The sequence below is a fragment of the Paenibacillus woosongensis genome (assembly GCF_030122845.1).
Lineage (GTDB): Bacteria > Bacillota > Bacilli > Paenibacillales > Paenibacillaceae > Fontibacillus > Fontibacillus woosongensis_A.
In genome coordinates this window covers 4,828,824-4,854,700 of the sequence record NZ_CP126084.1, presented here as the reverse complement: position 1 = coordinate 4,854,700, position 25,877 = coordinate 4,828,824, and the positions used below count along the sequence as shown (strand labels likewise).

19 protein-coding genes are annotated in these 25,877 nt (G+C 47.4%); all 19 read left to right on the top strand.

What is annotated here, in order from left to right:
• Positions 1–4 precede the first annotated feature (4 nt).
• Positions 5–748 carry a M23 family metallopeptidase gene (locus QNH46_RS22350; protein WP_283926077.1) on the top strand — a complete coding sequence of 248 codons (744 nt, stop codon included), beginning with the start codon at positions 5–7 and terminating at the stop codon, positions 746–748.
• Between the two features lie 185 nt (positions 749–933).
• Positions 934–1,218, top strand: coding sequence for a sporulation transcriptional regulator SpoIIID (spoIIID, locus tag QNH46_RS22345; RefSeq protein WP_213593589.1), 285 nt, complete (start codon positions 934–936; stop codon positions 1,216–1,218).
• Positions 1,219–1,460: 242 nt separating this feature from the next.
• Positions 1,461–2,459 (top strand): rod shape-determining protein, encoded by a 999-nt coding sequence (mreB, locus tag QNH46_RS22340; RefSeq protein ID WP_280530429.1) that lies wholly within the window; start codon positions 1,461–1,463, stop codon positions 2,457–2,459.
• Positions 2,460–2,547: 88 nt separating this feature from the next.
• Entirely contained in the window at positions 2,548–3,429 is an 882-nt protein-coding gene (locus tag QNH46_RS22335) for a flagellar hook-basal body protein (protein ID WP_283926076.1), read from the top strand.
• 12 nt (positions 3,430–3,441) lie between these two features.
• On the top strand, positions 3,442–4,260 hold the full coding sequence (locus QNH46_RS22330; RefSeq protein WP_283926075.1) for a flagellar hook-basal body protein: 819 nt from the start codon (positions 3,442–3,444) through the stop codon (positions 4,258–4,260).
• Positions 4,261–4,272: 12 nt separating this feature from the next.
• Positions 4,273–4,473, top strand: coding sequence for a DNA-directed RNA polymerase subunit beta (locus QNH46_RS22325; RefSeq protein ID WP_213593595.1), 201 nt, complete (start codon positions 4,273–4,275; stop codon positions 4,471–4,473).
• 279 nt (positions 4,474–4,752) lie between these two features.
• Positions 4,753–5,175 carry a 3-hydroxyacyl-ACP dehydratase FabZ gene (fabZ, locus tag QNH46_RS22320; protein ID WP_283926074.1) on the top strand — a complete coding sequence of 141 codons (423 nt, stop codon included), beginning with the start codon at positions 4,753–4,755 and terminating at the stop codon, positions 5,173–5,175.
• 79 nt (positions 5,176–5,254) lie between these two features.
• Positions 5,255–6,973 carry a phospho-sugar mutase gene (locus tag QNH46_RS22315; RefSeq protein WP_283926073.1) on the top strand — a complete coding sequence of 573 codons (1,719 nt, stop codon included), beginning with the start codon at positions 5,255–5,257 and terminating at the stop codon, positions 6,971–6,973.
• 211 nt (positions 6,974–7,184) lie between these two features.
• Positions 7,185–9,206, top strand: coding sequence for a DUF5693 family protein (locus QNH46_RS22310; protein WP_283926072.1), 2,022 nt, complete (start codon positions 7,185–7,187; stop codon positions 9,204–9,206).
• Complete coding sequence (gene csaB, locus QNH46_RS22305; RefSeq protein WP_283926071.1) at positions 9,179–10,354, top strand: polysaccharide pyruvyl transferase CsaB; 1,176 nt, start codon at positions 9,179–9,181, stop codon at positions 10,352–10,354. The genes QNH46_RS22310 and csaB overlap by 28 nt, the downstream gene beginning before the upstream one ends.
• A 71-nt stretch (positions 10,355–10,425) precedes the next feature.
• Positions 10,426–11,121: a WecB/TagA/CpsF family glycosyltransferase gene (locus tag QNH46_RS22300; protein ID WP_283928526.1), complete on the top strand. Its 696-nt coding sequence runs from the start codon at positions 10,426–10,428 to the stop codon at positions 11,119–11,121.
• A gap of 114 nt (positions 11,122–11,235) precedes the next feature.
• A complete protein-coding gene (locus QNH46_RS22295; protein ID WP_283926070.1) occupies positions 11,236–12,357 on the top strand; it encodes a glycosyltransferase family 4 protein in 1,122 nt (373 codons plus the stop codon).
• A gap of 320 nt (positions 12,358–12,677) precedes the next feature.
• Positions 12,678–16,625 (top strand): S-layer homology domain-containing protein, encoded by a 3,948-nt coding sequence (locus QNH46_RS22290; protein ID WP_283926069.1) that lies wholly within the window; start codon positions 12,678–12,680, stop codon positions 16,623–16,625.
• Positions 16,626–16,760: 135 nt separating this feature from the next.
• Positions 16,761–17,102, top strand: coding sequence for a hypothetical protein (locus tag QNH46_RS22285; protein WP_283926068.1), 342 nt, complete (start codon positions 16,761–16,763; stop codon positions 17,100–17,102).
• Between the two features lie 526 nt (positions 17,103–17,628).
• The gene (locus QNH46_RS22280) at positions 17,629–20,616 is read left to right on the top strand and encodes an S-layer homology domain-containing protein (RefSeq protein ID WP_283926067.1); all 2,988 of its coding nucleotides are present in this window, start codon (positions 17,629–17,631) and stop codon (positions 20,614–20,616) included.
• Positions 20,617–20,774: 158 nt separating this feature from the next.
• Positions 20,775–23,294 carry a hypothetical protein gene (locus QNH46_RS22275; protein WP_283926066.1) on the top strand — a complete coding sequence of 840 codons (2,520 nt, stop codon included), beginning with the start codon at positions 20,775–20,777 and terminating at the stop codon, positions 23,292–23,294.
• Positions 23,295–23,424: 130 nt separating this feature from the next.
• On the top strand, positions 23,425–23,955 hold the full coding sequence (locus QNH46_RS22270) for a hypothetical protein (RefSeq protein ID WP_283926065.1): 531 nt from the start codon (positions 23,425–23,427) through the stop codon (positions 23,953–23,955).
• Between the two features lie 140 nt (positions 23,956–24,095).
• Complete coding sequence (locus QNH46_RS22265; RefSeq protein WP_213593615.1) at positions 24,096–24,371, top strand: alpha/beta-type small acid-soluble spore protein; 276 nt, start codon at positions 24,096–24,098, stop codon at positions 24,369–24,371.
• A gap of 247 nt (positions 24,372–24,618) precedes the next feature.
• Positions 24,619–25,821, top strand: coding sequence for a methionine adenosyltransferase (metK, locus tag QNH46_RS22260; RefSeq protein ID WP_283926064.1), 1,203 nt, complete (start codon positions 24,619–24,621; stop codon positions 25,819–25,821).
• Positions 25,822–25,877: the final 56 nt, after the last annotated feature.

Here is a 25,877-nt window from a genome sequence, read left to right as displayed (position 1 = left end):
ACCAATGAATGAACAAAAACCAAAAAAACAACCCCATGAGGAATCTCCCAAAAATATAATGGGCGAGCCGGAAGCTCCGGTATCCGCATGGAAAAAAGTATTGTCCAAGAGATGGGTGTACCCGGCAGCATATGTGGCGGCAGCGGCAATTATACTAACCTTAGTGTGGGTCTATCAGGATGCAGGCCGCAAGCCTATGGAATCGACCCCCGCCAGCGTAACCGACACCGTCCAGCTCCCCGATGACGAATTGATGCGAGACAACGTTTCTGACAAAACGGATACTTCAAAAACAGCAAGCACGGAGGATTTGATCTGGCCTGTGGCCAACGTTTCCGAAGTGTCGATCGTAAAGCCTTTCTATGAGAAGGAAGGTTCAGCGGAGGATCATCAAGCGGCGATGGTCGAGTATAAGGATACCTTTACACCGAATACCGGCATCGATTTGGCTCGCGAGGATGACAAGCCATTTGAGGTCAAGGCCGCACTTGCCGGCAAAGTAACCCGAGTTGAAGAGCATCCTCTGCTCGGCTATGTTGTGGAAATTACCCATGCAAACAACCTGAAGACCGTATACGAAAGCCTGACTGACATTAAGGTAAAGCAGGGGGCAGAGGTGAAGCAGGGCGATGTCCTTGCTAATGCCGGCCGCAATGAAATGGAGAAGGATCTTGGCAACCACTTGCATTTCGCAGTATATGAAAACGGCGAATTGCTCAACCCGGTTAGTGTGCTTCCCAAAAATTAATTCCGGTTTGTTGAGTCTAGAGAAAAAGGCGGAGAGCTTCATAGCTCCCCGCTTTTTTTTGCTGCCGGATCCTCTTTTGTAAAATAAATGGCCTTGTCCGGGCTTGTCAGGCCTCCGAAACCGTGAATATATGGGCACGCCCCTCATATAATGTACCAAACTATCTCGAGTAGGGAGGCGGGAGCGTGCACGATTACATCAAAGAACGAACGATTAAAATAGGACGCTGCATCGTGGAGACTCGGCACACGGTTCGGACGATTGCCAAGGAATTCGGCGTATCCAAGAGTACGGTGCATAAAGATTTGACCGAGCGTCTTCCGGAAATCAATCCGGATTTGGCAGATCAGGTGAAGCACATTCTCGAATATCATAAGTCGATCCGCCATCTCCGTGGAGGAGAGGCGACCAAGATCAAGTATAAAAAGAAAGGGCAGACGAAACGCGAAGCCATCGGATCGGTAAAATAACCCGCTGAGGGCACTCGAAAGGCAATGTAGAGCGGCAGGATTATTATTGAACACATCCCCCAAAGTATGGTATTTTTAAATATGGCATGGAAAAGTGGATTTTTATCTACAAATCCCGAAATATAAAGGAATAATCGAAGTTTTTGTCGAATAATAACGGAGTAATGACAGGGAAACATTTACCATATACTGAACGCATCGTTTTCCATGATTTACAAAATACGCTTTGGGGGAGCATCGGAATAATGGGCAAGGATATCGGTATTGACTTAGGTACAGCAAATGTATTGATTCATGTGAAAGGAAAAGGGGTCGTTCTCGACGAACCGTCCGTCGTAGCGATAGAAAGCGACACGAAGCGGGTGCTTGCCGTCGGCGAGGATGCAAGACGCATGGTAGGGCGCACGCCGGGAAATATCGTTGCGATCCGTCCGCTAAGAGACGGCGTCATTGCTGATTTTGAAATTACGGAAACGATGCTGAAGCATTTTATTAACCGGGTTGGGGGCAAAAGTTGGTACAGCCACCCCCGTGTTCTTATTTGTGCGCCAACGAATATTACGTCTGTAGAGCAAAAGTCGATTCGTGAAGCTGCTGAGCATAGCGGCGCCAGAGATGTATTTCTGGAGGAAGAGCCAAAGGCGGCAGCCATCGGCGCCGGCATGGACATATATGAGCCGAGCGGTAACATGGTGGTCGATATCGGCGGAGGGACGACGGATGTGGCGGTGCTCTCGATGGGGGACATCGTCACGGCTTCGTCGATCAAAATCGCTGGGGATACTTTTGATACCGCCATTATTAAATATATTAAATCGAAGTACAAGCTGCTGATTGGAGAACGGACGGCAGAGGACATCAAAATTGCTATCGGTACGGTTCATCCGTCGGGAGCGCTGGCCGAGCTGGACATCCGCGGAAGGGATATGGTATCGGGTCTGCCGCTTACAGTCACGATCACCTCGAAGGAGGTGCAGGAGGCTTTGTCGGATCCTGTCGCATCAATCGTTGCTGCAGCAAAATCGGTATTGGAACGGACACCGCCAGAGCTGTCTGCGGATATTATCGATCGGGGTGTCATTCTGACTGGTGGAGGCGCTCTATTGAACGGATTGGACGAGCTGTTGTCCGAGGAGCTTCGTGTGCCGGTGCTCATCGCGGAAGATCCGATGCATTGCGTCGTCAAAGGCACAGGCATGATGCTTGATAATTTGGATAAAGTTATTAAGAAAAAATTCTGATTCGCCGATATATATATCTATGAGATAAGTCATTTGGGTTTCATAGGAGATCCAAGCAGACAAGCTAAACAAGTTTGGAGGTTGTCCCATGTTAAGAGGGCTCTACACCGCTGCTTCCGGTATGATTACGGAGCAAAGACGCCATGATACGGTGACGCAGAATATAGCAAATATCAATACACCGGGTTATAAGCAGATGAACAGCGTATCGCGTGCTTTTCCCGAAATGCTTGTTTCGCTCGTAGGCGACAGTACGCTGGGTACACGGCGGATCGGGAAGCTGAATACCGGGGTTTTTGTGGAGGAGAGTCTGCCATCTTATATGCAGGGCGACTTGACGGAGACGGGGAAGAACTCGGACTTCGCCCTCATTTCTAATATAAATTTGGATAACCCTGCAACAGGGGAGCCTATTCCTTTTGACGCCTCGGGGAAATATGTGACTGAGGACGGCGAGATCATTTATCGCCCGGCGGCATTTTTTTCCGTCATGGACACAGGCGGCAATGTTCGTTATACTCGTGACGGAAGTTTTTATGTTGATCCTGACGGCGCGCTGCGCACTATGCAAGGTTACCAGGTGCTTGATTCAGAAGGAAATGCGATTGTTCTCGGCTACGATCAGCCGATCGATTCGCTGCAGATCGATCCTCAGGGCAACCTGCAAATCAATGGCGAGGCGATTGAAGTTCAGATGGGCATTTCGGTGGTTACCCGGCCGCAGGCGCTATTTCGCGATGGAAACGGCGTGTACCTCGTTCAAGACGAGGAGGCGGCGGGAATCCGTGCGCTTCAGGAAGACGACGCGGTACAGGTGCAGCAAGGCTACATAGAGGGCTCCAACGTCAACCTTGCCCAGTCGATGGTCGATATGATGGCAGCGCAGCGGGCGTATGAATCCAATCAGAAAATGATTCAATTTTACGATAAAAGTCTGGAAAAAGCGGTTAATGAAATCGGCCGTGTATAATAGGAGGGCCACATGAATAACTCAATGATCAGTGCCATGGTATCCATGAACGGAATTCAGCAGCGTCTCGACATGATTGCCGACAATATGGCTAACGTCAATACTGCCGGATATAAGAGGAAGGAAGCCGCTTTCCAAGATACGCTGAACAGTGTAATGCAGCAGTCTTCCGATTTCCAGCTCGGCGGACGTGCTACTCCGCTTGGCTTGAGTATGGGTTTTGGCTCCCGCATGTCGGAACTGTCGGTGAACTTTAAACAGGGTACCCTGAAGGAGACCGGCAAGATGACGGATCTGGCTATTGAGGGCAATGCGATGTTCCAGGTGCTGACCCGGGATGGAGAAATCGGATTCACCAGGGCGGGAAATTTCTCTGTCCAGCCTAACCCTGAGGACCAGGCTATGGGATATCTTGTCACAAGCCTCGGGCACCCGGTGCTGGATGAAGAAGGCGAGCTGATCGAGGTTCCTACCGGCTCGAAGCTGCACATTGACGGGGCGGGGAACATTATCGCCGTGGACGGAGAAGTTGAAACAGAGGTCGGCCGCATCGGACTAGTGACTCCGCTGCGTCCCGATGCGCTGATCCAGAAGGACAGCAGTCTATTTGTACTCCCCCCGGGAGTGCGGGAAGGCATAATTGCCGCTACTTCCGATCTTCCTGAGGAAGAGCAGGCGACGATTCGGCAGGGTGTCCTTGAGAACTCCAATGTCGATTTGGCAAATGAAATGGCTGAAATGCTAAAGGTGCAACGAGCTTATCAGCTTGCTGCACGCGCGCTAACTTCCAGTGATACGATGATGAATTTGGCCAATAACTTGCGCGGATAGGTGGAGAATTTCATGAGGCAAGACAAGAAACCGGTTAAGAAACGTTCCGGCTGGATCATACTCCTGCGGATCTTTCTCATCCTGCTGTTCCTTGGCCTGGCACTGTTTGGAGGAGCAGTTGTAGGTTATGTCGTACTCGGTAAGCAGGATTTCAGCGGTGTCCTGGAATGGAGTACATGGAGACATGTGTTTGACTTAGTATTTGCTCCTTAACAAGGTCTAAATCATGAGACAATTGCAAAAAATGACGAAAGGCTCCCGGAAATCGGGAGTTTTCTTTTTTAAAGCGGAAAATGTATAATGATGGGGGTGCTGTATGCCAGAAGAACAATCAAAAGGGCTTGATCACATTGTCGGCGTTATGCCTTGATGGATCAGCCCCTTATCTTAACCCTCGCTTCTGCAGAGGCGAAGGATAATTACAGTTTGGCCGTCCCCCGCCGTTTTTATACGGCAGGGCGAATGAAAAGAATAATGAAGGGAGCAGTACATATGTTAGATTCGAAGCAAATTCAAGCAATCATTCCGCACCGTCCCCCATTTCTGCTGGTGGATCGGATTATCGAAATGGAGGATGGCAAGCGGGCTGTCGGCATCAAGAACGTCACGGTGAACGAGCCGTTTTTCGCGGGACATTTTCCAGAGTATCCGGTCATGCCGGGCGTGCTTATTACGGAGGCGCTTGCTCAGGTTGGGGCGGCAGCGATTCTGAATGTGGGGAGCAACCGCGGCAAAATCGGTTTTCTTGCCGGGCTTGACGGTTTCCGTTTTCGCGGTCAGGTCGTTCCGGGCGACACCTTGCGTCTTGAGGTAGAAATTATCCGGCTTAAAGGCTCCATCGGCAAAGGCCGGGCCGTAGCTTCGGTTGAAGGCAAGGTCGTAGCGGAAGGCGAGATCATGTTTGCGCTCTCCTAAGCAAGGGATTTAGTACAATAGCGGCCAGAAAGCGGCCTGTATATTTTATAGAGATAAGTTTAAGGAGGAGTTTGTAACCATGGCTGAATTGAGTCATAGCGTTGAAGAGAAAGTGAAGAGCTGGCTGGATGATCCATCCATCGATGAAGCGACGAAAGAGGAGCTGAGAGCATTAGCTTCTAATCCTGCAGAACTGGAGGATCGCTTCTATCGGGATCTGGAATTCGGAACCGGCGGCCTGCGCGGCGTCATCGGAGCAGGAAGCAACCGAATGAACCGTTATACAGTCGGACGCGCTACGCAAGGGTTGGCCCAGTACTTGCTCAAGGTTCATGGGAATCAAGAAGGACGTCCGTCGGTCGTCATTGCACATGACAGCCGCCATTTCTCCCCGGAATTTGCGCTGGAAGCCGCATTGGTGCTAGCTGGCAACGGAATCGAAGCGAAGCTGTTCCCATCCCTTCGCCCAACGCCGCAGCTATCCTTCACGGTTCGCCATGTTGCTGCAACCGGAGGGATTGTGATCACGGCGAGCCACAATCCGCCCGAATATAACGGCTATAAAGTATACAATGCTAACGGCGGCCAGCTTGTTCCGCATGAGGCAGAGCAGGTCATCAATAATATCAAGGGGCTTACTTCCTTTGAGCAAGTACAGCGTCTCACAAAAGAAGAGGCCGAAGCTAAAGGGCTGCTCGTTTGGTTAGGCGAAGCGGAGGACGAGGCATTTTTCAATACGGTGGCTGGCGTGAGCCTGAATCCGGAGCTGCTGGCATCGGGCGCTGCCAAAGACGTTGTCGTCGTGTTTACGCCGCTTCACGGAACGGGGAACATCCCTGTACGGCGAGTTTTGGATAAATTGGGCTTTACACAGGTTCATATCGTCAAGGAGCAGGAGCAGCCTGACGCAGAGTTCTCAACTGTGAAATCGCCAAACCCGGAAGAGCGGGAAGCCTTCAAGCTGGCGATCGAACTGGGAGAGCAAGTGGGAGCCGACATCTTGATCGGCACAGATCCGGACGCGGACCGGATGGGCGCTGTGGTCAAAAACGCTGCTGGCGAGTATGAGGTTCTGACTGGCAATCAGTCCGGAGCAATTCTTGTTCATTATATTTTGAGCCAAATGAAGGAAGCCGGTAAGCTGCCAGGCAATGGCGCGATTGTCAAAACGATCGTTACCAGCGAATTCGGCGCGGAAATCGCCCGCTATTATGGAGCCGAGGTGTTTAATACACTGACCGGGTTTAAATATATCGGCGAGAAAATGGATCAATTCGAACAGTCCGGGGACCACACATATTTGTTTGGCTATGAGGAAAGCTACGGTTACCTGGCTGGAAATTATGCCCGCGACAAGGATGCGATCGTTGCCTCCACGCTTATTTGCGAAGCTGCAGCTTATTATAAGCAGCAAGGCAAATCGCTGGTCGATGTGCTGGAGGAATTGTACGCGAAATTCGGCTATTACCGCGAATCACTAGTGTCGCGGACGTTGAAGGGCAAAGATGGTTTGGCACAAATCGTTGCGTTGATGGAAAAGTTCCGGAGCGAGCCGCCGCAAGTCATCGGGGATATCCCGGTAACCAAGGTAGAGGACTTTTCCCTTGGCCTTTACGGGCTGCCGAAGGAAAATGTTTTGAAATTTTCACTTGAGGACGGTTCGTGGTTCTGTCTTCGTCCGTCCGGTACGGAACCGAAGATTAAATTTTATTTCGCGGTGCGGGGCACTTCTGGTGCGGATGCTGCGGCTCGGCTGGAGCGCATCCAGGAAGAAGTGCTGAAGCGCGTTGATGCCTAAATTTGAGGGTTGATGGCCACGGGTGTAGTGTTGCATGATATGTAGAGGCATGTATGCCTATGGCAATTTAAACTGGAGCATGTACGATTGTTTTGAAATTAATCGCGATCGCTTCGCGAGAACGGATTTGATTTTGTCCTATCCCGGAGAGATCCCGCCTATGCGGGATTCAACCCGGCAGGGGCGGGATTCATATTGAGGAGGTACCTTTGTGATCCAAGGTTGGCCGCGGTGGAACAATGCTTCCCGCAAATGGTTGTGGATATTAGTCGTAATTGGCATCGTTGCTTCTTTGCCGGTCATTTATCAGCGCATTCAGACGGAAGCGTCGGCGAAGAAGGTAGAGTTTGTATTTAATTATCGCGGATTGTTGGAGGTAGCGTCATATCAGGCCGACCCAGCCGCATTCATGAACGAGCAGCTTGATCGCTTGAAGAATGCCGGCGTTGGCTCGATGGCGATGTTCGAGACGACTTTGGATGAACTGTCCAAGGCGCGCCGGATCATGCTGTTTACGGCTGCGGATGTAGCTAAGATGAATCAGGGCGTAATCGCCGAGAATGGCAATTATACGTATATCGCATTTACGAACGAAGAGAATGACCGGCAGCTCAGACCTTTGATTGAGAAAGGGCTGCGCGATTTGGATATTGCAACATCTCCTTGGCAATATGGGGAGCAAGGCGGGTTGATCATTGGAGCGGGACCGGAAGACGCTGTCCTTAAGCCGCTTCTGAAAACGGACCCGATCGCTTTTGCAATGCTGCGGGACAAAGGCTTCAATATCGTACCGCGGCTTAGCGACAATGTCCCATTTAATGAAGAAGATGTGGATAAGCTGCTGTCTTTTTATAAGGATAACGGGGTAAAACGGATTATGCTCGACGGTGAAGGCGTCAAAGGTTACCGCGAGGATGAGGAATTGAACAGCGTCGAGACGATGGCAGCGCTGCTGAACAAGCATGAACTCGGCGTCGTCGTTATCGAAAATATGAAGGTGCAGCCTAAAGGCTTCCATAAAATCGCTTATTTGACTGGCTATAATGCCGTACGTCTGTTCTCGCTGTCCGATACCGATGTGAATTTGGACACGATGGTCGTTGCCGACAAGATTGCGCTTGCGACGAAGGACCGGAATATTCGCATGATTTACTTCAATGCCGCTCCAAGCAAAGACTTGCAGAAAGGTGCGGTAACGAATCCTCTCGACAATATCATTCATACGCTTCTTGAGCCGGGGGATGCGGCACAGCGTGTGAAAGATAACGGCTTTGAGTTAGGACAGGCGGGGGCTTTTCAAGTGGTGGATAGCTCCTGGCAGACATACTTGAAGGCCATCGTCATCGTAGGCGGCGTAGCTTTCGTGGCGCTTCTGGTGTCCATTTTCGCCCCATCGCTGACGCTGGGTTCATTCCTGCTCGGATTGGTCGGTTCGGCGGGATTATACGTCTTGAAGCCTACTTTGCTGGAACAGGCTCTCGCTTTATTCGTGGCCATCAGTGCGCCGACGGTTGCGATGATTCTGGCGATCCGCAAGGTCAGGGATCTGAGTCAGGCGATCCCGAACATGTCTGCGGGCCGCAGGCTGTCGCATTCTCTGGTGCTGTACTTCAAAACGGCGGTTCTGTCGTTGTCCGCAGTACCTTTTGTCATAGCCCTGCTCAATAACATTACCTACAGCTTGGTACTCAGCCAGTTCCGCGGGGTTAGTCTGCTTCATTTGGCTCCGGTCTTCTTGGTTGCTGTTTATATCATGTTGTATAAGGGTACTAGCTTGGTGCAGGAATTGCGGGCATGGATGCGCATGCCAATCACTCTCGTGATGGTTGTAGGAGCTGTCGTGCTGGGTGCGGCCGCGTTCTATTATTTGTCTCGCACAGGGAATGCAGGTACTCCGCTTCCGGGAGAAGCGGCATTCCGGTCAATGCTGGAGAATACATTTGGCGTTAGGCCGCGAAATAAAGAGTTTTTATTCGCGCATCCATTATTTATTGTAGGTATCTTTGCGGCACTGCGTTACCGCTGGGCTCTGTACGCGATGATTGTTGCGGTCATCGGTCAGCTGTCGATGGTCGATACCTTTGCTCATATTCATACGCCAGCCGTGCTTTCGCTTATTCGCGGGTTGCTGGGATTAGGTCTAGGCTTGATCTTTGGACTGTTGGCCTTGCTGGTATGGTATATCCTTGAAAGGTGCTGGGAGAAATGGTCGCCACGTCTTCTCAAACCATAGTTATTTCTGGTTACTACGGTTTTCGGAATATCGGGGACGAAGCCGTGCTGCAATCGATTCTGAACGCTCTTCGGGAAGAGAGCGAGGCGGCAGGGCTTAGGATCGAACCTGTCGTCTTGTCGATCGATCCGGAATGGACGGCGCGGACCTACGGAGTCAAGGCCGTACACCGGATGAAATTTAGTGAAGTAAGGGACGCTATCAAGAATAGCAGCGGCCTTATTAGCGGCGGGGGCAGCCTGCTGCAGGATGCGACAGGGGTAAAGTCGATCCCCTATTATTTGGGTGTCGTCAAGCTGGCGCAGTGGCTGCGGAAGCCGACCTTCATCTATGCTCAAGGGATCGGGCCGGTAAATCGGAGAATGTTCCGCCCTTTGATTGCCTCGGTATTTCGCCGCTGTGAGTACGTCTCTGTCCGCGATGTCGAATCATCGGCATTGCTGCGCGATATTGGCATTCCCAAGAACATGATCGAAGTCGTTCCCGATCCGGTCATGGGGTTATCTCTGCCTGAAGCAAATTCAAGGGAAGACATTGCAGTATCGGACTTCGGTAGGGCAGCGGGAAGCGAAGAAGGAGGAGCCGCCTCCGGCAAGCGAGAGCTTCCGGTTCTCGGCGTCTCCGTCCGTTTCTGGAATCCGCAGCGGACGGAGCTGATGAAGCTGGCTGAAGGCCTGGATGCGCTGCTAAGCAGAATGGCTCTGCACATTCGGTTCCTGCCGTTTCATTACCCAAGTGATGATGAAGCTTCCCGCTTCGTGATGAACATGTTAAGTCATGCTGAGGATCATGGCAGCGAAATCAGCATCGCGCCTCAGAGCGAGACTCCGCTGGAGATGCTGGGGGAAGTGAGCCGGTGTGATTTGCTGATCGGGATGAGGCTTCATAGCCTCATCTATGCGGCTTCACAAAATGTGCCGATGCTGGGCATCTCGTATGATCCCAAAATCGATCATTTCCTCGGCCGGCTTGGCAGTGTTCCTGTGGGGAGCAGCGCTGATCTCGATCATCGCATCGTAGCCGCCCAGAGCGAGCGGCTGCTGTCCGACCGGGAGGGCTGGCTCGCATCGCATGCGGCACAGCTTGAGGCATTACGGCGAGAGGCGCAGCTTCCGGCAAAACGAATCGTGGAATATTTACGAAAGTAAGGGAGAGCATTGGCGTGGAAGGCGATAACAACATCGTAACGATTTTTGGGATTCCTTTTTCCAAATGGGGGATGCAGGAGACCGTTCAATATTTGACCGGCGCGATATCCGCCCGCAAACCGCATCAAGTGATTACCGCAAACCCGATCATGGTGATGGCCGCTCTGGAGAACCCCTCCTATAAGCAAATGATGCAGCAAGCGGATCTGATTGTGCCCGACGGCTCGGGTGTGGTGTGGGCGTCGCGTGTCGGCGGCGATCCGGTCGCGGAACGGGTGGCGGGTTTTGACCTTCTGCATGAGCTGATGAAGGAAGGAGAGCGCCATCGCTGGAGGGTTTATTTGCTAGGGGCGGGCCCGGAAGTCGTGCAAGAGGCGGCAAACCGGCTCAAAATGCAATATCCGGGAACGGAAATTGTAGGGTATCGGGACGGATATTTCGGCCCGGAGCAGGATGATGAGGTTATAGAGGGAATTCGCAGAACCAGCCCGGATCTCCTGTTTGTTGCTCGCGGGGCGGATACACAGGAGCCATGGATCGCTAGACACAAGCAGCGTCTTGCCGTGCCTGTCATGATGGGCGTGGGCGGCAGCTTCGATGTCATATCCGGCCGGACCAAACGCGCCCCAAAGGTGTTCCAGAAGCTTCGGCTTGAATGGTTATACCGCCTGATCAAGGAGCCAACCCGGTTCCGTAGAATGCTTGCGCTGCCGAAATTCGCAGTACGCGTGCTGCGTGAGAGAGGAAATCTTACGAAATCGCGGTAAATAAGTGACTTTTGGAGGAAATAGGCGCAATATTGCTCTTTTACGGACTTGGTGATTTACTTTTAAACAGAGTATAATTCATTCCGGGTATAACAATTGGGGGTTGAATTTTACATGTGGCTAATATACATCATCGGGTTTGTCGTGTCGCTCGGCCTGGCGCTGGGTTTGACGCCGCTCGTCAAGAGGTTTGCTGTTAAGACGGGCACGGTAGACGTCCCTAATGCGCGGAAGGTGCATACGAAAGTCATGCCGAGGTTGGGCGGACTGGGAATATATTTGGCATTTATCGTTGTTTTTTTTATCGTGTTCCCGTTTATTCCGGAAGCTTTCTCCGTGCGTGAAGCGAATTTCGTTAAAGCGTTTTTGGTTGGCGGGACGATGATTCTGCTGCTTGGCGCGCTGGACGATCGCTTCGATCTGTCTGCCAAACTGAAGTTTCTTGTGCAAATTGCTACGGCGTGTGTTGTCGTATTCGGTTTTGATATCAAGCTGGAATTCGCCAATATTCCTTTTCATTCGTATTCATCGGTGGAGAGCTGGATCGCTATCCCGTTCACCATTCTCTGGATCGTCGGCGTCACGAACGCCATTAATCTGATTGACGGCCTGGACGGCTTGGCGGCAGGGGTATCGGCGATTGCTATTGGCACGATTGCGGTCATGGCCTTCCTTATGGGGAATGATGTTGTGGCGCTGCTGTGCCTGCTGCTGCTTGGCAGCATTATCGGATTTCTGTATTTCAATTTTCACCCGGCCAAAATATTCATGGGTGATTCGGGTGCGCTCTTCTTGGGCTTTAGCCTGGCGCTGCTTTCGCTCCTCGGTTTTAAGCAGATTGCGATCGTATCGTTCTTGACGCCGCTCATCTTGATCGGCGTACCCTTATCCGATACGCTATTTGCCATCGTGCGCCGCTGGGTGCAGAAGAAGCCAATCTTTTCACCGGATAAAGGCCATTTGCATCATTGTCTTCGCGAGCTTGGATTTTCCCATCGTCAGACGGTGCTGATCATCTACGGTATCGCGGCGTTCTTCGGGGTGCTGGCCATTATTCAATCGTCGGCAGCGATGTACAATGCGAACTGGGTTACGTTCGTCGTCATCTGCATCATGGTCTTCTTCCTGCAAATCGGCGCCGAGGTCATCGGGCTGATCGGCAAGACCAAGCGTCCGCTGCTTGATTTTTTTGCCCGCCTGCGCATGAAGGCGAATGCGGAGCGCGGCTCGAAGTAATGAGGGAGCTGCTATTTTTTCGAGGCTATTGGAATTGTATAACTGATAAACATTCCATGACAGGACAACCTGTGCACATGCTGAAGCATGGCAAGGTTGTCTTTTTTTGTTCAATTGCTTGATGTTCTGGGAAGACCTTCTATTGGCCCTTTCCTGGCTGAAAGAGTGGATAATTTGTAGAAATGAAAGAAAGTGTAAAATACTTTTTGTGTATCTTCTAAATATTTAAGGGTTTGGCACCGATAATTAAAATATGTGATGAATAGGGGCGATCCAGCACTATTTACAAATGCAAACCAAAGCAAAGGAGAGATTACTGCATGCAGCGCTTTAAAAAGTCATTCGTGTGGCTGGCCTTAATGTCTTTAATTATTGGACTTGTTCCAGTAGGCCTGACACAAACTGTGGAGGCGGCGACACCGCCATCCTACTTTATCCCAGATGACCTTAAGCTTCAAAGCACGAACTCGCTAGATTTGAACAGTACTGACCCGGTACTGGGATTAAGCAGACAAAGCGTCCGCGTTTCGTCTACCGAAAACTTTCTGGTAGATGGGACTTATAATCAGGTAAGCGCCGATCTGGAGGTAACGGTTCAACAACTGAACTCGACATCTTCCGGCGGTTGGGCTCCTGATAGCACACGGACCATCACGGACAGAATCACGGATAACGGGAATAACCGCTTCTCGGTTAACCTCCGCCTGTTCTCTGGCTACAACAAGGTTACATTCTCCGGGAGCCAGGGCAATAATAAACGTTCCGATACATTCTATATTTTATATGACCGGGTTCCAACTTTGGTGAGTGCCAATGTCTTGTACCCGGGTGGCGGCTCCGCTCCGGTCAGCTTGAATGAAGATGCAAGAGCAGTTGTCTCCAACAGCCGGATTATCGTTAGAGGTAACTATGAAAATGCCACCAAAATCACACTCGATATCGGCGATGGCAACGGAGGTCAACAAGCGACGCTGATCGATAGCCAAAAGGAGTTTTTCTCCAGCTATATAGATCTTAAACCAGGCTTGAATACGTTAACGATTGCTATCGAGAACGAGACGAGTAAAGTTACGGTGACTAGAGAGCTGTATTTCTTTGACGAGAATCAGCCTTTCGTAGAGCTCGGTCTGCAGCACTCGGCTTATGCAGACCCAATTGACCTATTGAGCCAAACGATTCCTACGGTTGCCCAAGCACCGGATAGCGCAGCTCTGACCGGTCAAGTGCTGGTTCCATATAAGTCTGTTCCGTTTAACGGGAACAATGAATTAATTGTGGAAGTTAACGGGACCGCCCCGGTTTCGTTGACGGCAACGGCATCGGAGGATTTGATCATTCCGGGCCCAGATGGGCAAACGCCAACTTATCGCTTGGTCACATTTACGACGAACGGTGATTTTCAGTTTGACGGTACCGGTCTGCAAAATATTGAAGTAGCGATTACTTACGGTCCTTCTCCGGCGGACAGATATGAAGCGAGCAAACGGGCTTCGTTTAAATATCTGCCAGGGCAAATGATCATTAAGAACATGTATTTGCTGGAAGGCTATGACGGCAATACTGCAAACTATGGCATGGCTACCAAGAAGCCGCTTAACAATTCCCAGGTAAGTTCTTCCGAGTTCTACATCCTGGTCGAAAGCGATGCGCCAATTGGAAGCACTCCGGCATTGAAGGGAACTTATCTTCCATTAAGCACGAGAGATGTCACTTTAACTTATGCAGCTCAACCCGGCGGATTGACGAACCAGGCTGTGTATAAGGTGTCAGGCTTCTCGAGCGGTACGCAGCAAGTACGCTTTTACTTTGACGGTTCTGTAGATGCTTACTACAACGCATATATTTCCTATGTTTCAAGAAGCAGAATTTACGTGACGGATTTGCTTGACGGCCAGACCATTCAGCTGGATTCAAGCTCGTCTACAGGGAGAGTCATTTCGTTAAACGGTCAATATATCGGCTTTGGAAATGACGGGACATCTACGCATAACTTCTATAACCAGGTCTTTGTGAACGGCGTGGAACAGCTGCCGGGCAACCAAGGGAACTGGCTGAATGAAACTTCGGGTACGTTTAAGCTTGATTTTAACGTGGATAATAATGGGCCGCTGTATTACGGTCAGAACACGATCGTGTTAAAAGGTAAAACGACGGGGGCGAACCCAACGGGAACTACCCCAACGGAAATTACTGAGACAATCCGCTTCTTTATTATCGATACTAACGTTTCTACGATAGAGAAGTTTATCCCTGTTGCCGCTCCGGTGGTCAGCACGGATCGTCCTGTATTCTATGAGAATTTTGGCAGCAATAATTTAAGCAAAATTTTTGAGCAGGCTACAGACTTTACGCCAACGGATGAAGGATTTGCCACGGGCAGAACGAGCTATGATCTAGTCCTTCATGGAGGCGGCGCTGAAAGAGTCGAGCTTTATAGCGGGTCGACGCTCATGTTCAGCTTTGATATTGATACGAATCAAGCTAACAATCACCATGTTGGTTCTACTTATGGCACCAACGGTTTGATTTACGACTTCTCCGGTGACCAGAACAACTTTATTTTCCGGATCCGGGACATCAAGTTTGACAAGGATATTTCAGCAGCGCATATTTACAACCTGGATTTGATCAACAGAACAGGCTCACGCACATCACAAAAGCTGGAAGTGAAACGCGAAGTATCTGCGTTCCGTATTCTGGCGCCTCAACCTACCGTCGGCAATGATATTATCGTGAACCGCAACTTCGTTCGCTTTGATATTGAAGCAGAGGGTGCGACGAGCGTGAAAATCGGCAAGGAACAGGCGATGAAGCGCACGGATCTGCCGGCTGATGCAACTAGCCGCTTTGTCCTGGATTATGTCGGCTTGAAGAAGGATGGCTGGACCACGATTAAAATTGAGATTGACCGTAACGGTGTTAAGTCCAGTACGGACGTTAGAGTTTACTATGCGAGCGCCGTTGCCATAGACTCGCAATTTATGGCAGAGAAAGTTAGCAATAAATACAGTGTCTTTAATAAGAAATTGGAACTGTCTTTCCCTAAAGGAACGGTGCTGCAGAATGCTGTAGTACCTAAGAATACGGTTGTGAAGTTCTATCCAGACAACAAGCTGTTGTTCGGGATTGCAGATCCGACGGACGGCGTTGTCGAGAGAAGAAACGACTATGGTAACATTATCTTTGATCCGCTTAGCGGGGAAGATAGCGGATATCGCAAAATCGGCAAGCCTGATTATGAAGTCAGCTTGTTCAACATGAATGCAAACACATTCAACTTTATCAGAGTGTCCGACATTTATTGGATCAGCGGCGGAATCGGCGAGCTTGGCAATTCTCCTTCCATGAACGGATTGCCTCCATATTCCTCGTGGTATTCGTATCCATCCACGGATAGCCATGAACCGATCAGCTTTATGGGAGTAGATGCAACCCGCAGATTAAAGCCGTCTCAACGCGGTGAATTGACGCTGGCGTTTGATCCTAACGTAGTTGATGCTGCTGGTACGGCTATTACAGTGTTCCGTTTGACGGACAGTGGTGTATGGGAGAATATCGGCGGTGAGGTGGATACGAAGAAAGGAACCATCACCGTTCCATTCGATCAATTTGGTTACTATAAAGTCATGAAGCTGAGAAGCAGCTATAAAGACATTACCAACCATGGCTGGGCACGTGAAGTGTTGAATGCCCTATACTCCAAAGGTATCATGATGAACAATGGATTGCGTTCCGATTCGTTTGGTACAGACGATACGATCAAACGCGGCGAATTCGCCACACTGTTGGTCAAGGGATTGAATCTGCCATTGAACTATGACGACAATCAAACGTTCTTTGACGTCGTTCCAGCGGCGAAGACCAATACGTGGTCCTATGCCTATATTGAAACGGCTGCTAGAGCGGGCATCATTTCTGGACTTGGCGAGGGTTATTTCGGAGTAGATGAAGACCTGACTAGAGAGCAGGCGGCAATTATGATCGCGAGAGCGTTGAGACTGAAGCTTGATGCTAACGACACTAAGCTGCAGTCCTCATTGGCGAAGACATTTATGGATTCGTCGCGAATCGATGTTTATGCCCGTCCAGCAGTGCAGGCTGTTTATAAAGCCAAGATTATGACGGGTACGCCGGTTACCGTTCCAGGACAGAAGAAGAGTTCGCTTAACTTCAATCCTAAGAGCCCGATGACCCGCGCAGAAGCAGGGAAGATTACGGTAGAGCTTCTTAAGAAGAGTACGAAGATTTTCCCTAAAAACTTAAGCTAGTTATTTGAAGAGCCTTGCCCGTGATGCGGGAAGGCTCTCTTTTTTCCAATTACAACATTTTGTAATTTGTTGGGGATTACGTTACAATAACAAATGAAGTAGTAGACATTTTAGCAAAAGGGTGAATATGGACAGATGAAACCGATCCTATCGAAGGCTCAGCTAGGCTATATGAAAGCAAAGACAAAATTCGAGGATAAATCGAAAGTTTTGGAGAAAAGAATCGAAGAAACGGCTAAAGTCCAGGAGGTAACTCAGGAAGTGATGGAAACTCTAGTAGTAGAAACAGGATTCCATGAAGCATTCAACGCGCTGCGCAATGCTGAGAATGAGCTGATCGATTGGTCGCATATGACGATGAAGCATGAGAAGACCTACAAAGACAACAAGAAAGCAATTGAAGATATGTATGCGAAACTCAATACAGATCCTCAAATGCGTGCCCGGATTATCCAACTGGCCATGAAGGTTAGATAATAACTTTATAATGGAATAATCTCTCTATTTTTAGAAGAATAAGGCGTCCAATTGGACGTCTTATTTGCGCTGTCTCCGCATAGGATAATGATAATGGGTATTGGAAAATGTTGCTTAATGACTGGGATAAACAGGTATGTTATACTAATTTCCGTCAGGCGGCAAGATAAGAAATAAGTTGTAAATGAGGATAAGCTTAGAAAAGTAACAAAGTTGCAAATTATTTTTTTAAAAGGGCGCAACTTTTTGAATTCTGCTGCGTTTAAGATGTAGAGCATTTACAATGATGACCAATTCATGCGACGAAATTAGACAACCAAGATGTACCTTATGGGGAAACTTGTCTATCTATTAGAAAAATTAGCTTTACGGTTGCTGGTATACATTGTATAATGTCTAGGTAGGATTAGGTAACTCGTCTATTTCTATGTTTATTTGTTTGCTTCGTTTACAAGTTTCTGCGGCTAACCGCAGACCTAATTTATAGGAACTCGCTCAAGACTCTGGAAAGGAGGTGCAATGGCTAATGAGTAACACGAGCTATTCATTTAAAGAAAACTCTCATATGAAGGATATTCAAGGAGGAGAAAAAAAGGTTATGAAGAAAATTTTATCCGTAGCTTTGTCTACAGCAATGGCATTCTCCATGTTTGCTTCCGTAGCATTCGGTGCTGATGCAAAGCTGACTCCACAACAACAATTTGATGCTTTGAAAGCAGCTGGTATCGTAACTGGATATCCAGATGGAACAGCTGGTCTTGACAAAACAATTACTCGCGCTGAGTTGGCAACGATCATCGTTAAAGCGATCGATCTTGAGCCTGTTCCTGGCGTAGCTACTTACAAAGATCAAAACTACAGTGTTAACCACTGGGCAGCTAAGTACATCGAAGCAGCTACTGAAGCTGGCATCCTGACAGGTAAAGACGCTGTTAAACAACTGTTTGGACCAAACGACAACCTGACAGTTCAAGAATTGGCAGTAGTTTTGGTTAAAGCGTTGAAACTGGAAGTTCCAGCTGAAACTAACAACACTGCAACTGAGTGGGCTAAAGGCTATGTTCAAGCTGCAATTGATGCAGGTCTGCTCGAGTCCGGCATCAACTACCAAGCAAACGCAACTCGTTCGCAAGTAGTTGTAGCTGCTCATGCGACTTACGAAGCTAACCAAGTTCCAACTGTAGCTTCCTACGAAGTATCTGAAGCTGGTAAAGTTGTTGAGTTCAAACTCTCCAACGACGAAGTTGTGAAAGTAACTTTGGACGAAGCTCTTGCGCCTAACAAAGAAACTGAAGTGAAATTCTCTCACAACGGTCATGACTACACTCACAAAGTAACTTATGTTACTACTGTGGCTCAAAAAGTTGATACTGTTAAAGCTGACAACTTGAAAGAAATCGTTGTTACTTTTGACGGTACTGTAGATAAAGCATCTGCAGAACAAAAGAGCAATTATAAAATCAAAAATGTAGATGTTGATTCCGCTAAATTGTCCAGCGACAAAACTCAAGTAACATTGTTGTTGACACAATCTGGCAGAAGCCTTGAGAACAAAGACGAGACTACACTTACAATCTCCAACGTGAAAAACGAAGATGGTACTGTAACGTTTAATACAGATGTTAAGTTCACTCCTGTAGACGTTACTGCACCAACTGTGAAAGAGGTTGTTGGACTAGGTACTAAAGCGTTCAAAATCGTATTTAGTGAGCCAGTTCAAGCAGCTGACGCAACGCTTTCCAGTAACTTCGAAATCAATGGCGGTACTATTGGTGGATCCGTAACTTATGTATACCCTAATACTGTCATTGTGAATGCAAACCTGCCAGTTGGCGAGCATACAGTAGCTGTAAGCAACGTGAGAGATTACTCTGGTCTGAGAATTGCTCCTGTTGACAACAAATTTGAAGTTGCAGAAGACACTGCAGCACCTGAAATCGTATCTGTTGAAACAAATGATTTGGAAGAACTGACAATCAAATTCAACGAAACGATCAAAGACATTGAAGATATTTATGTAAATACTACTTCAAATGGTGCTAGTAGCTATGACATCAAGGACGATGAGGTTAAAGTTTACCTTAAAGATCCTATGAACTACAATGAGAACACTGTTTATGTTAAAGGCGTTAGAGATTACAGCGATAACAAAGCTGACCGCGACGCTAAAGTAACTCCAACACTGGATACAATTCGTCCAACGGTCATCAAAAACAAAGTCGAGAAAAAAGACGGCGACTACATCGTAACGTTGACGTTCAGTGAAAAAGTAAGAGAAAATGATGCTAAAGATCTTGAGAACTATGTTCTGAAAAACAGCGATGGCAAAATTGCTGACGTCGACTGGATCGATAGCAAAGGTCATCCAGAATTAGCTGTTGATGTTTCTAAGCTTGACTCTGACAATGAAGTTAAAGTTAACCTGGGTAACGATCTTGACGAAAACAAAGAGTACACACTCGAAGTTTCTGGTATTGGTGACAGAGCATACGTGAAAAACACAATGCTTCCTCAATCCATCAAAATCAACACTGCCAACCTGGGTGACAACACACTTGAGCGTGCATGGTTGAGCGATAACGGAAATTATCTGTATCTTCAATTCTCTACTGATCTTGCAACAAGCGGTACTGGAAGTGCTCTTGTCGCTGACAAGTACGCTGTAGTTCATAACGGTAAGAGATATGTTTACGAAGGAAAAGTAAATATCTACAACTCCGATAGTGTTCGTCTTGATGCACGTGACTTTGCTGATGATATCGTAGCTGTTGTTAACGATACAATTGAAGTCCACTATGTTGCTGATAAAGAGGGCGATATCATTACAGATGGTAACGGTTCTTCCGTACTGACTAAAACTATTGATGCAGCTACAAGCCAATTCAATATTAAAGTTGGAGACTCCGAAGCTATTTCCACTGAAAAAGTCGAAGTTAAATTCGGCGCTAAAATCAACAGCTACAGCAGAACTGGCTTTAAAGTTAACGACCAAACTCCAAGCAGTGCAGAGTTGAGCAGTGACAAGAAGACGTTGATCCTGAAATTCACAGGTTCCAACAAACTTTCCGAAGCTGGTCCTTACTATCTAGACATTGTTGAGGGTGCTGCTTCTGATGTGTTCGGTAACAAAGTACCTGTACACAACAATGAACTGCTGAAAGACAAAATTGCTCCTAAGAAAAAGGACAGCTCGGTTGTTGTAGGTACTGGTTCTGTAACAGATGCTGTGTACTTTGACTTCAACATGACTGAGAATATCAGAGTGAATAATAATGATGCTAAGTACTCCACTGCGTTTATCAATGATCTGTTCGAAGTTAAAGTTGGCGATACTAAGTACACCGTTCTAAGTGTATCTGCTAATGGAACTAAACTGCGCGTAGAGGTACAAGGACCATTCACTGCTGGTGAAAGAATTCGCATTGAATTCAAAGGTGGTAAAGGTGCTATCACAGACGATATCGCTGGCGATGGAAACAGCGTTGAAAGCTTCACAGCTAACACTACTTATTAATAAGTGAAAAAAGCGAGCCATTAGGCTCGCTTTTTTTTATATTTTAAGAACTAAATTAAGAATTTAATCGAAATAGAAACATTTTGAATTCTTTTTTGAACTTTTTTTAATCTGATGCGTATATACTATATACGACTTTTTAATTAGGAGGTTTAATCTTGAATAGGACGAAGATGGTTGTAGCTTCACTGGCTGTAGCTGCCTTAATGACCCAGAGTGCCGCTGGAGCTGCAGATGCAGCAGTGAATACGCAAAATAATAAGGCAGCCGCCGCGCAAGCAGTAAAGACACTAGGCAACTTAAGCGGAGTTAAAATTTCAGGTAAAAGTACTGTGAAATTAAGTAATGTGAATATTTTATCTCAGGGCGATGGGAACATACTGACGTATACCCTTACGTATCAGAATAATGATAGCAAGACTTTATCATTAATTGATTACTGGACGAAGGTAAAAACAAAATCTGGTACGGTATACAGCGTTAGTGTGGTAGGGGCGGATAAGGAGAAGAAGAAGGTTGTACCAGGCTCTTCAGTTAACGTTACCTATACGACAAAAATAGCCAAGCATTTGAAGTATAGTGATCTAAATTTCCAAATCGTGAAATGGGATTTTAGTGTGGCAGGCTATGAGCAAGTATTAGGAAGCATAAACATTCCCTCTACATATGCTGTAGCTACTCCTGTGAATACAACAAGGAAGCTAACCTTAAATGAGTTTTCGGCAAATGCGAAAGTTATGTCTGTTAACGTTTTGGGATCCGGTGATTCTAACTATGTAAATATCGCATTGTATTTACAGAATACAGGTTCAAGTACTATAGACAACCCAAGCCTTAAATACGTTGTTCAGACACCTAGTGGAACTGCCTTTGCTGTGACACCAGATGCAGCTAGTACGAATATTAAGATTTATCCTCAAGAGAATAAGACGTTAAATTTGATCGCCAAGATTCCTAAAAATGTAAACCTGAATAACTTGCAGTTGCTTCTGGTTCAAAATGACGAGTCAACGAAAAGTGATATACCTGTAGCTTCTATGGGTCTTGGAACTAAACAGGGACAATCTTCTAAAACAGCAGCTAATAAAGAGAGACTGCTGAAAATTGATAGTACGAACATTGCAACAAAAGTTGTTAGCATTGCTAGAAATCAAAGCTTTGGAAAAAGTGACCTTTCGATTCAATTTTCTATTGCCAACAAGGGAGATAAGACGGTTACTATCCCTAATTATTCATTCGATGTTCAAGTTGGAGGGAAAACATACCCGCTTGTTGCCAGTGGCTTAGAAGGTATGATCATAGAACCAAATGAAGAACAAATCATTTCCGTAGACGGGACCATACCGGTCATTGCTAATGAAGATGAGATCGATCTGGTTATGAAAACGCCAACGGGCAGCTCGCAGGGAGCGGGTGAAGAATCATCACCTTCGCAGGTGAATAGTTACCCAGTAGCAATTTATAACTTGCCAGACTACACGGAAATGCAGTATGCCCAGGGTCAAGAACGCACGATTAAAAATAATGATGGTGTATTTGGCGTTACGCTTGATGCGATTCAAAAGCTTCCATGGAATGATGGCAACCTGCTCGCCACAAAAATTACAATAGTTAACAAAGGCACTAAGGCAGCTAAGCTGCCAGAATTTGCAGGAGCCTACAAAATGGATTTAACTGCTTTAAGCAGCACCGTCCATTTGGTAAATACGAATAATACCCAAATTCTTGGCGCGGGTGAGAAGACAAGCGTATATGTAGTTGCTAATGTCCCATCCAGCTTGAAGTTCTCTCAATTACAGGTACAATTGCTGCAAAAGACGGGTGCCGATAAAACGAGCAACTGGATTATGTTCTCTAACTACGGCAACACTAGTGGCCTAAAACAAATTGCTGAAGGATCGTATTTCAATCTGGATACTGCAGGCAGAAAATCCGACCTGAAAACGCGGAAGACTTATTTGTATAAGGGCAGCACTAGCGATATTATCTATACCGAAATAATTATGAGAAATCTGGAAAATAAACAAACCAACCTATCGCAGTTGGCAGGTTATTTCTTGACTGATGATGGACAATATTACAAAGCGGATGTAAATCAAGTCAAGCATGCGGTAGGACCAGAATCGTCGAGTTTGGTCACATTCTCCGCAAAGGTGCCTAAAGGAACAACAGTATCCAACTGGAACCTGGTTGTAGGTGAGAGTATCTCAGAGGATAAGTTCACGGAAGCTGAAGGCAAACCAACAGGATATGTTAATGCTTCCTCCATGGAGTTGAATTTGGATAGTAGAAGTATTCAAGATACGCTCAAAGATGTCGAATTGTTCCCGTATACATTAACTATCAAGGAGATCGAGGGACGTACGAATTCTGCCGGCTTGGAAGTGAAGATGAAGTACGACCTGAAGCGCGATTTGACATACGATATGGGCGAATTCCAGCATAAGTTTATTCTTGAAGTGACTGATTCTAGCGGGGCAAGATTTGAAAAAGAAATTGAGCTCGAGAAGGATTTCCTCGTAGGCAACAATCAGAACTTCTCATTTGTAATCAATGATCAAATTTTTGCTACGACAAGATCTGGAGCCTTCCAGTTCTCCATCTTTGATTCTTATCAAGGGGAGAAAACGAAGATTGCTACAAAGGCTGCATATTTTGTAAATGAAGATTTGTTTTAATACGCATAACAAGCAAAAGTCCCTCGTAGAGGGATTTTTGCTTGTTTCCATCCTTTAAACCTATTATGATGAAAGAGATTCATAGGCAGGAAGATTCTGATAAATGCAATTCCTAATTAGGAGGTTCAACATGAAGACTACATGGAAAGTGGCAGCCGCAGCCGTGTTGATTGGTGGAGGAATATGGGCCGGTTCATTGTTGAATGAGAAGGTGGAAGGAGCCGGAGTGACGAATCAGCCAGGAACCGCTGATGATCCTGTTGTGACAAAAAGTTATGTAGATCAGCAAATTCAACAGGCTTTAAAGGGGGCAAGCAGCAATTCTTCCTCGCAGAGCACTGATTCAAGCTCAAGCGCTCAAGCAGGGAACACAGCAGCATCTTCCTCGGATGAAGTTAAAATTGTCGAGGTCAAGCCTGGTCAGAAGCTAATCGCTGCTGCAGGTGCAGAATTTGTAGTACGGGCGGGTAAAGCCGTTATTTACAGTGAAGATCAGAATGGCGTAGCAGACCTGACGGATGGCAAGGATATTACGAATGGTGGTATTGTCACGAACAATCATTTGTTATCTTTCCCAAGAGCGGGGCGGGGTATTCAGCATCAGGAGGGCCAGACTCATCCACTGACGGTTATGGTTCGCGGCGGTTATTCCATTCAATAATGCTTGCATAAGATGGATTATGGGGAGCATCCTTCCATGGAAGGGTAGCACCGCAAGTAACAAACATTGAGATGGCTACCCCCTTGAAATTGAAGCATACTACTCCTGAAAGCAAGATAAATCAGGAGGTGTTTCGAATCATGGCGAGAAGCAATCGAAAGCTCATCCCGGAAAGCCATCAGGTATTGCACCAATGGAAATATGAGATCGCTGCGGAATTCGGGCTGCCGGTCAGCAGCTCCGGAGGGGCGCTTGGTTCAGCGGATACAGAATTTGCAGGGGAGCTTGGCACAGGCGGAACAACTACCGGTTATTCGAGCTATTGGGGTCATCTGACCTCCCGAGAGAATGGCTCTGTCGGCGGAGAAATCACAAAAAGACTGATCGCACATGCTCAAAGGAACTTAGTGGAATAATTTTTCTTTAAAATTGCCTTTTTTATTTTGACATGACCTGGCAAATGCGTTAATATGACTTTTAAGGATTGTCAAATCAACCTTTTCCGCTACGGAAAAGGTTCATTTTTTGCTGTTAGCTTAATTTTGGGAATCCTCACAATGTGGCAGGGTAGCCCATTCAAACTATGAAGCGCATTGTACAATATTTTTTAGTATTGGATACTTAGGCAAATGCCATACTATCCACATGGGGAGGCTGATTGATATGTCCATCAAAGGACGCCATTTGTTTACTTCTGAATCCGTTACTGAGGGTCATCCGGATAAGATTTGCGACCAGATCTCCGATGCGGTGCTTGACGCTTTTCTTAAAGAGGATCCTTATGCACGCGTTGCGTGTGAAGTGTCTGTAGCTACCGGTCTTGTACTTGTCATTGGCGAAATTAGTACCAAATCCGAATACGTGGATATTCCTGCGCTTGTGCGGAAGACAATTCGCGAAATTGGCTACACCCGTGCAAAATACGGCTTCGATTCCAATACATGCGCTGTATTGACATCGCTAAACGAGCAGTCTGCGGATATCGCTCAAGGTGTAAACGCGGCTCTGGAAAACCGTGATCCCGCTCAAGTAGACAAAGAAACAGAAAATATTGGTGCTGGCGACCAAGGGTTGATGTTCGGTTTTGCAACGAATGAAACTCCTGAGTTCATGCCGCTGCCGATTGCATTGTCCCACCGTATTGCGCGCCGTTTGGCGGAAGTACGTAAAGATGGTACGCTGAGCTATCTTCGTCCTGACGGCAAAACCCAAGTGACAATCGAGTATGTAGATGGCAAAGCCCTTCGTGTAGATACCATTGTTGTATCCACTCAGCATGCCGAGGAAATTACGCTGGAGCAAATCCAGAAGGATATTAAAGAACATGTCATTCTGCCTGTCGTTCCTGCAGAGCTGCTCGATGAGCAAACGAAATATTTCATCAACCCTACAGGCCGTTTCGTGATTGGCGGACCGCAAGGTGACGCCGGGCTTACCGGACGCAAAATCATCGTAGATACGTATGGCGGCTATGCTCGTCATGGCGGCGGTGCTTTCTCGGGTAAGGATCCTACAAAAGTAGACCGTTCCGCAGCTTACGCGGCTCGTTATGTTGCTAAGAACCTGGTAGCTGCCGGTCTGGCCGATAAGCTCGAAATTCAGCTCGCTTACGCGATTGGTGTTGCGACCCCTGTCTCCATCAATGTCGATACGTACGGAACAGGCAAAATTCCAGAAGAGAAGCTCGTTGAGCTTATCCGTGAGAACTTTGACCTTCGTCCTGCAGGCATTATTAACATGCTGGATCTACGCCGTCCAATTTACCGTCAGACAGCGGCTTACGGACATTTTGGCCGTACGGATCTTGACCTGCCATGGGAGCGTCTAGACAAAGCAGAGACGTTGAAAGCCCAAGCAGGTATCTAAGAACGAGAGTTATTCATAAACCACAGAACGGATATTCGGATTGCAATTATGCAATT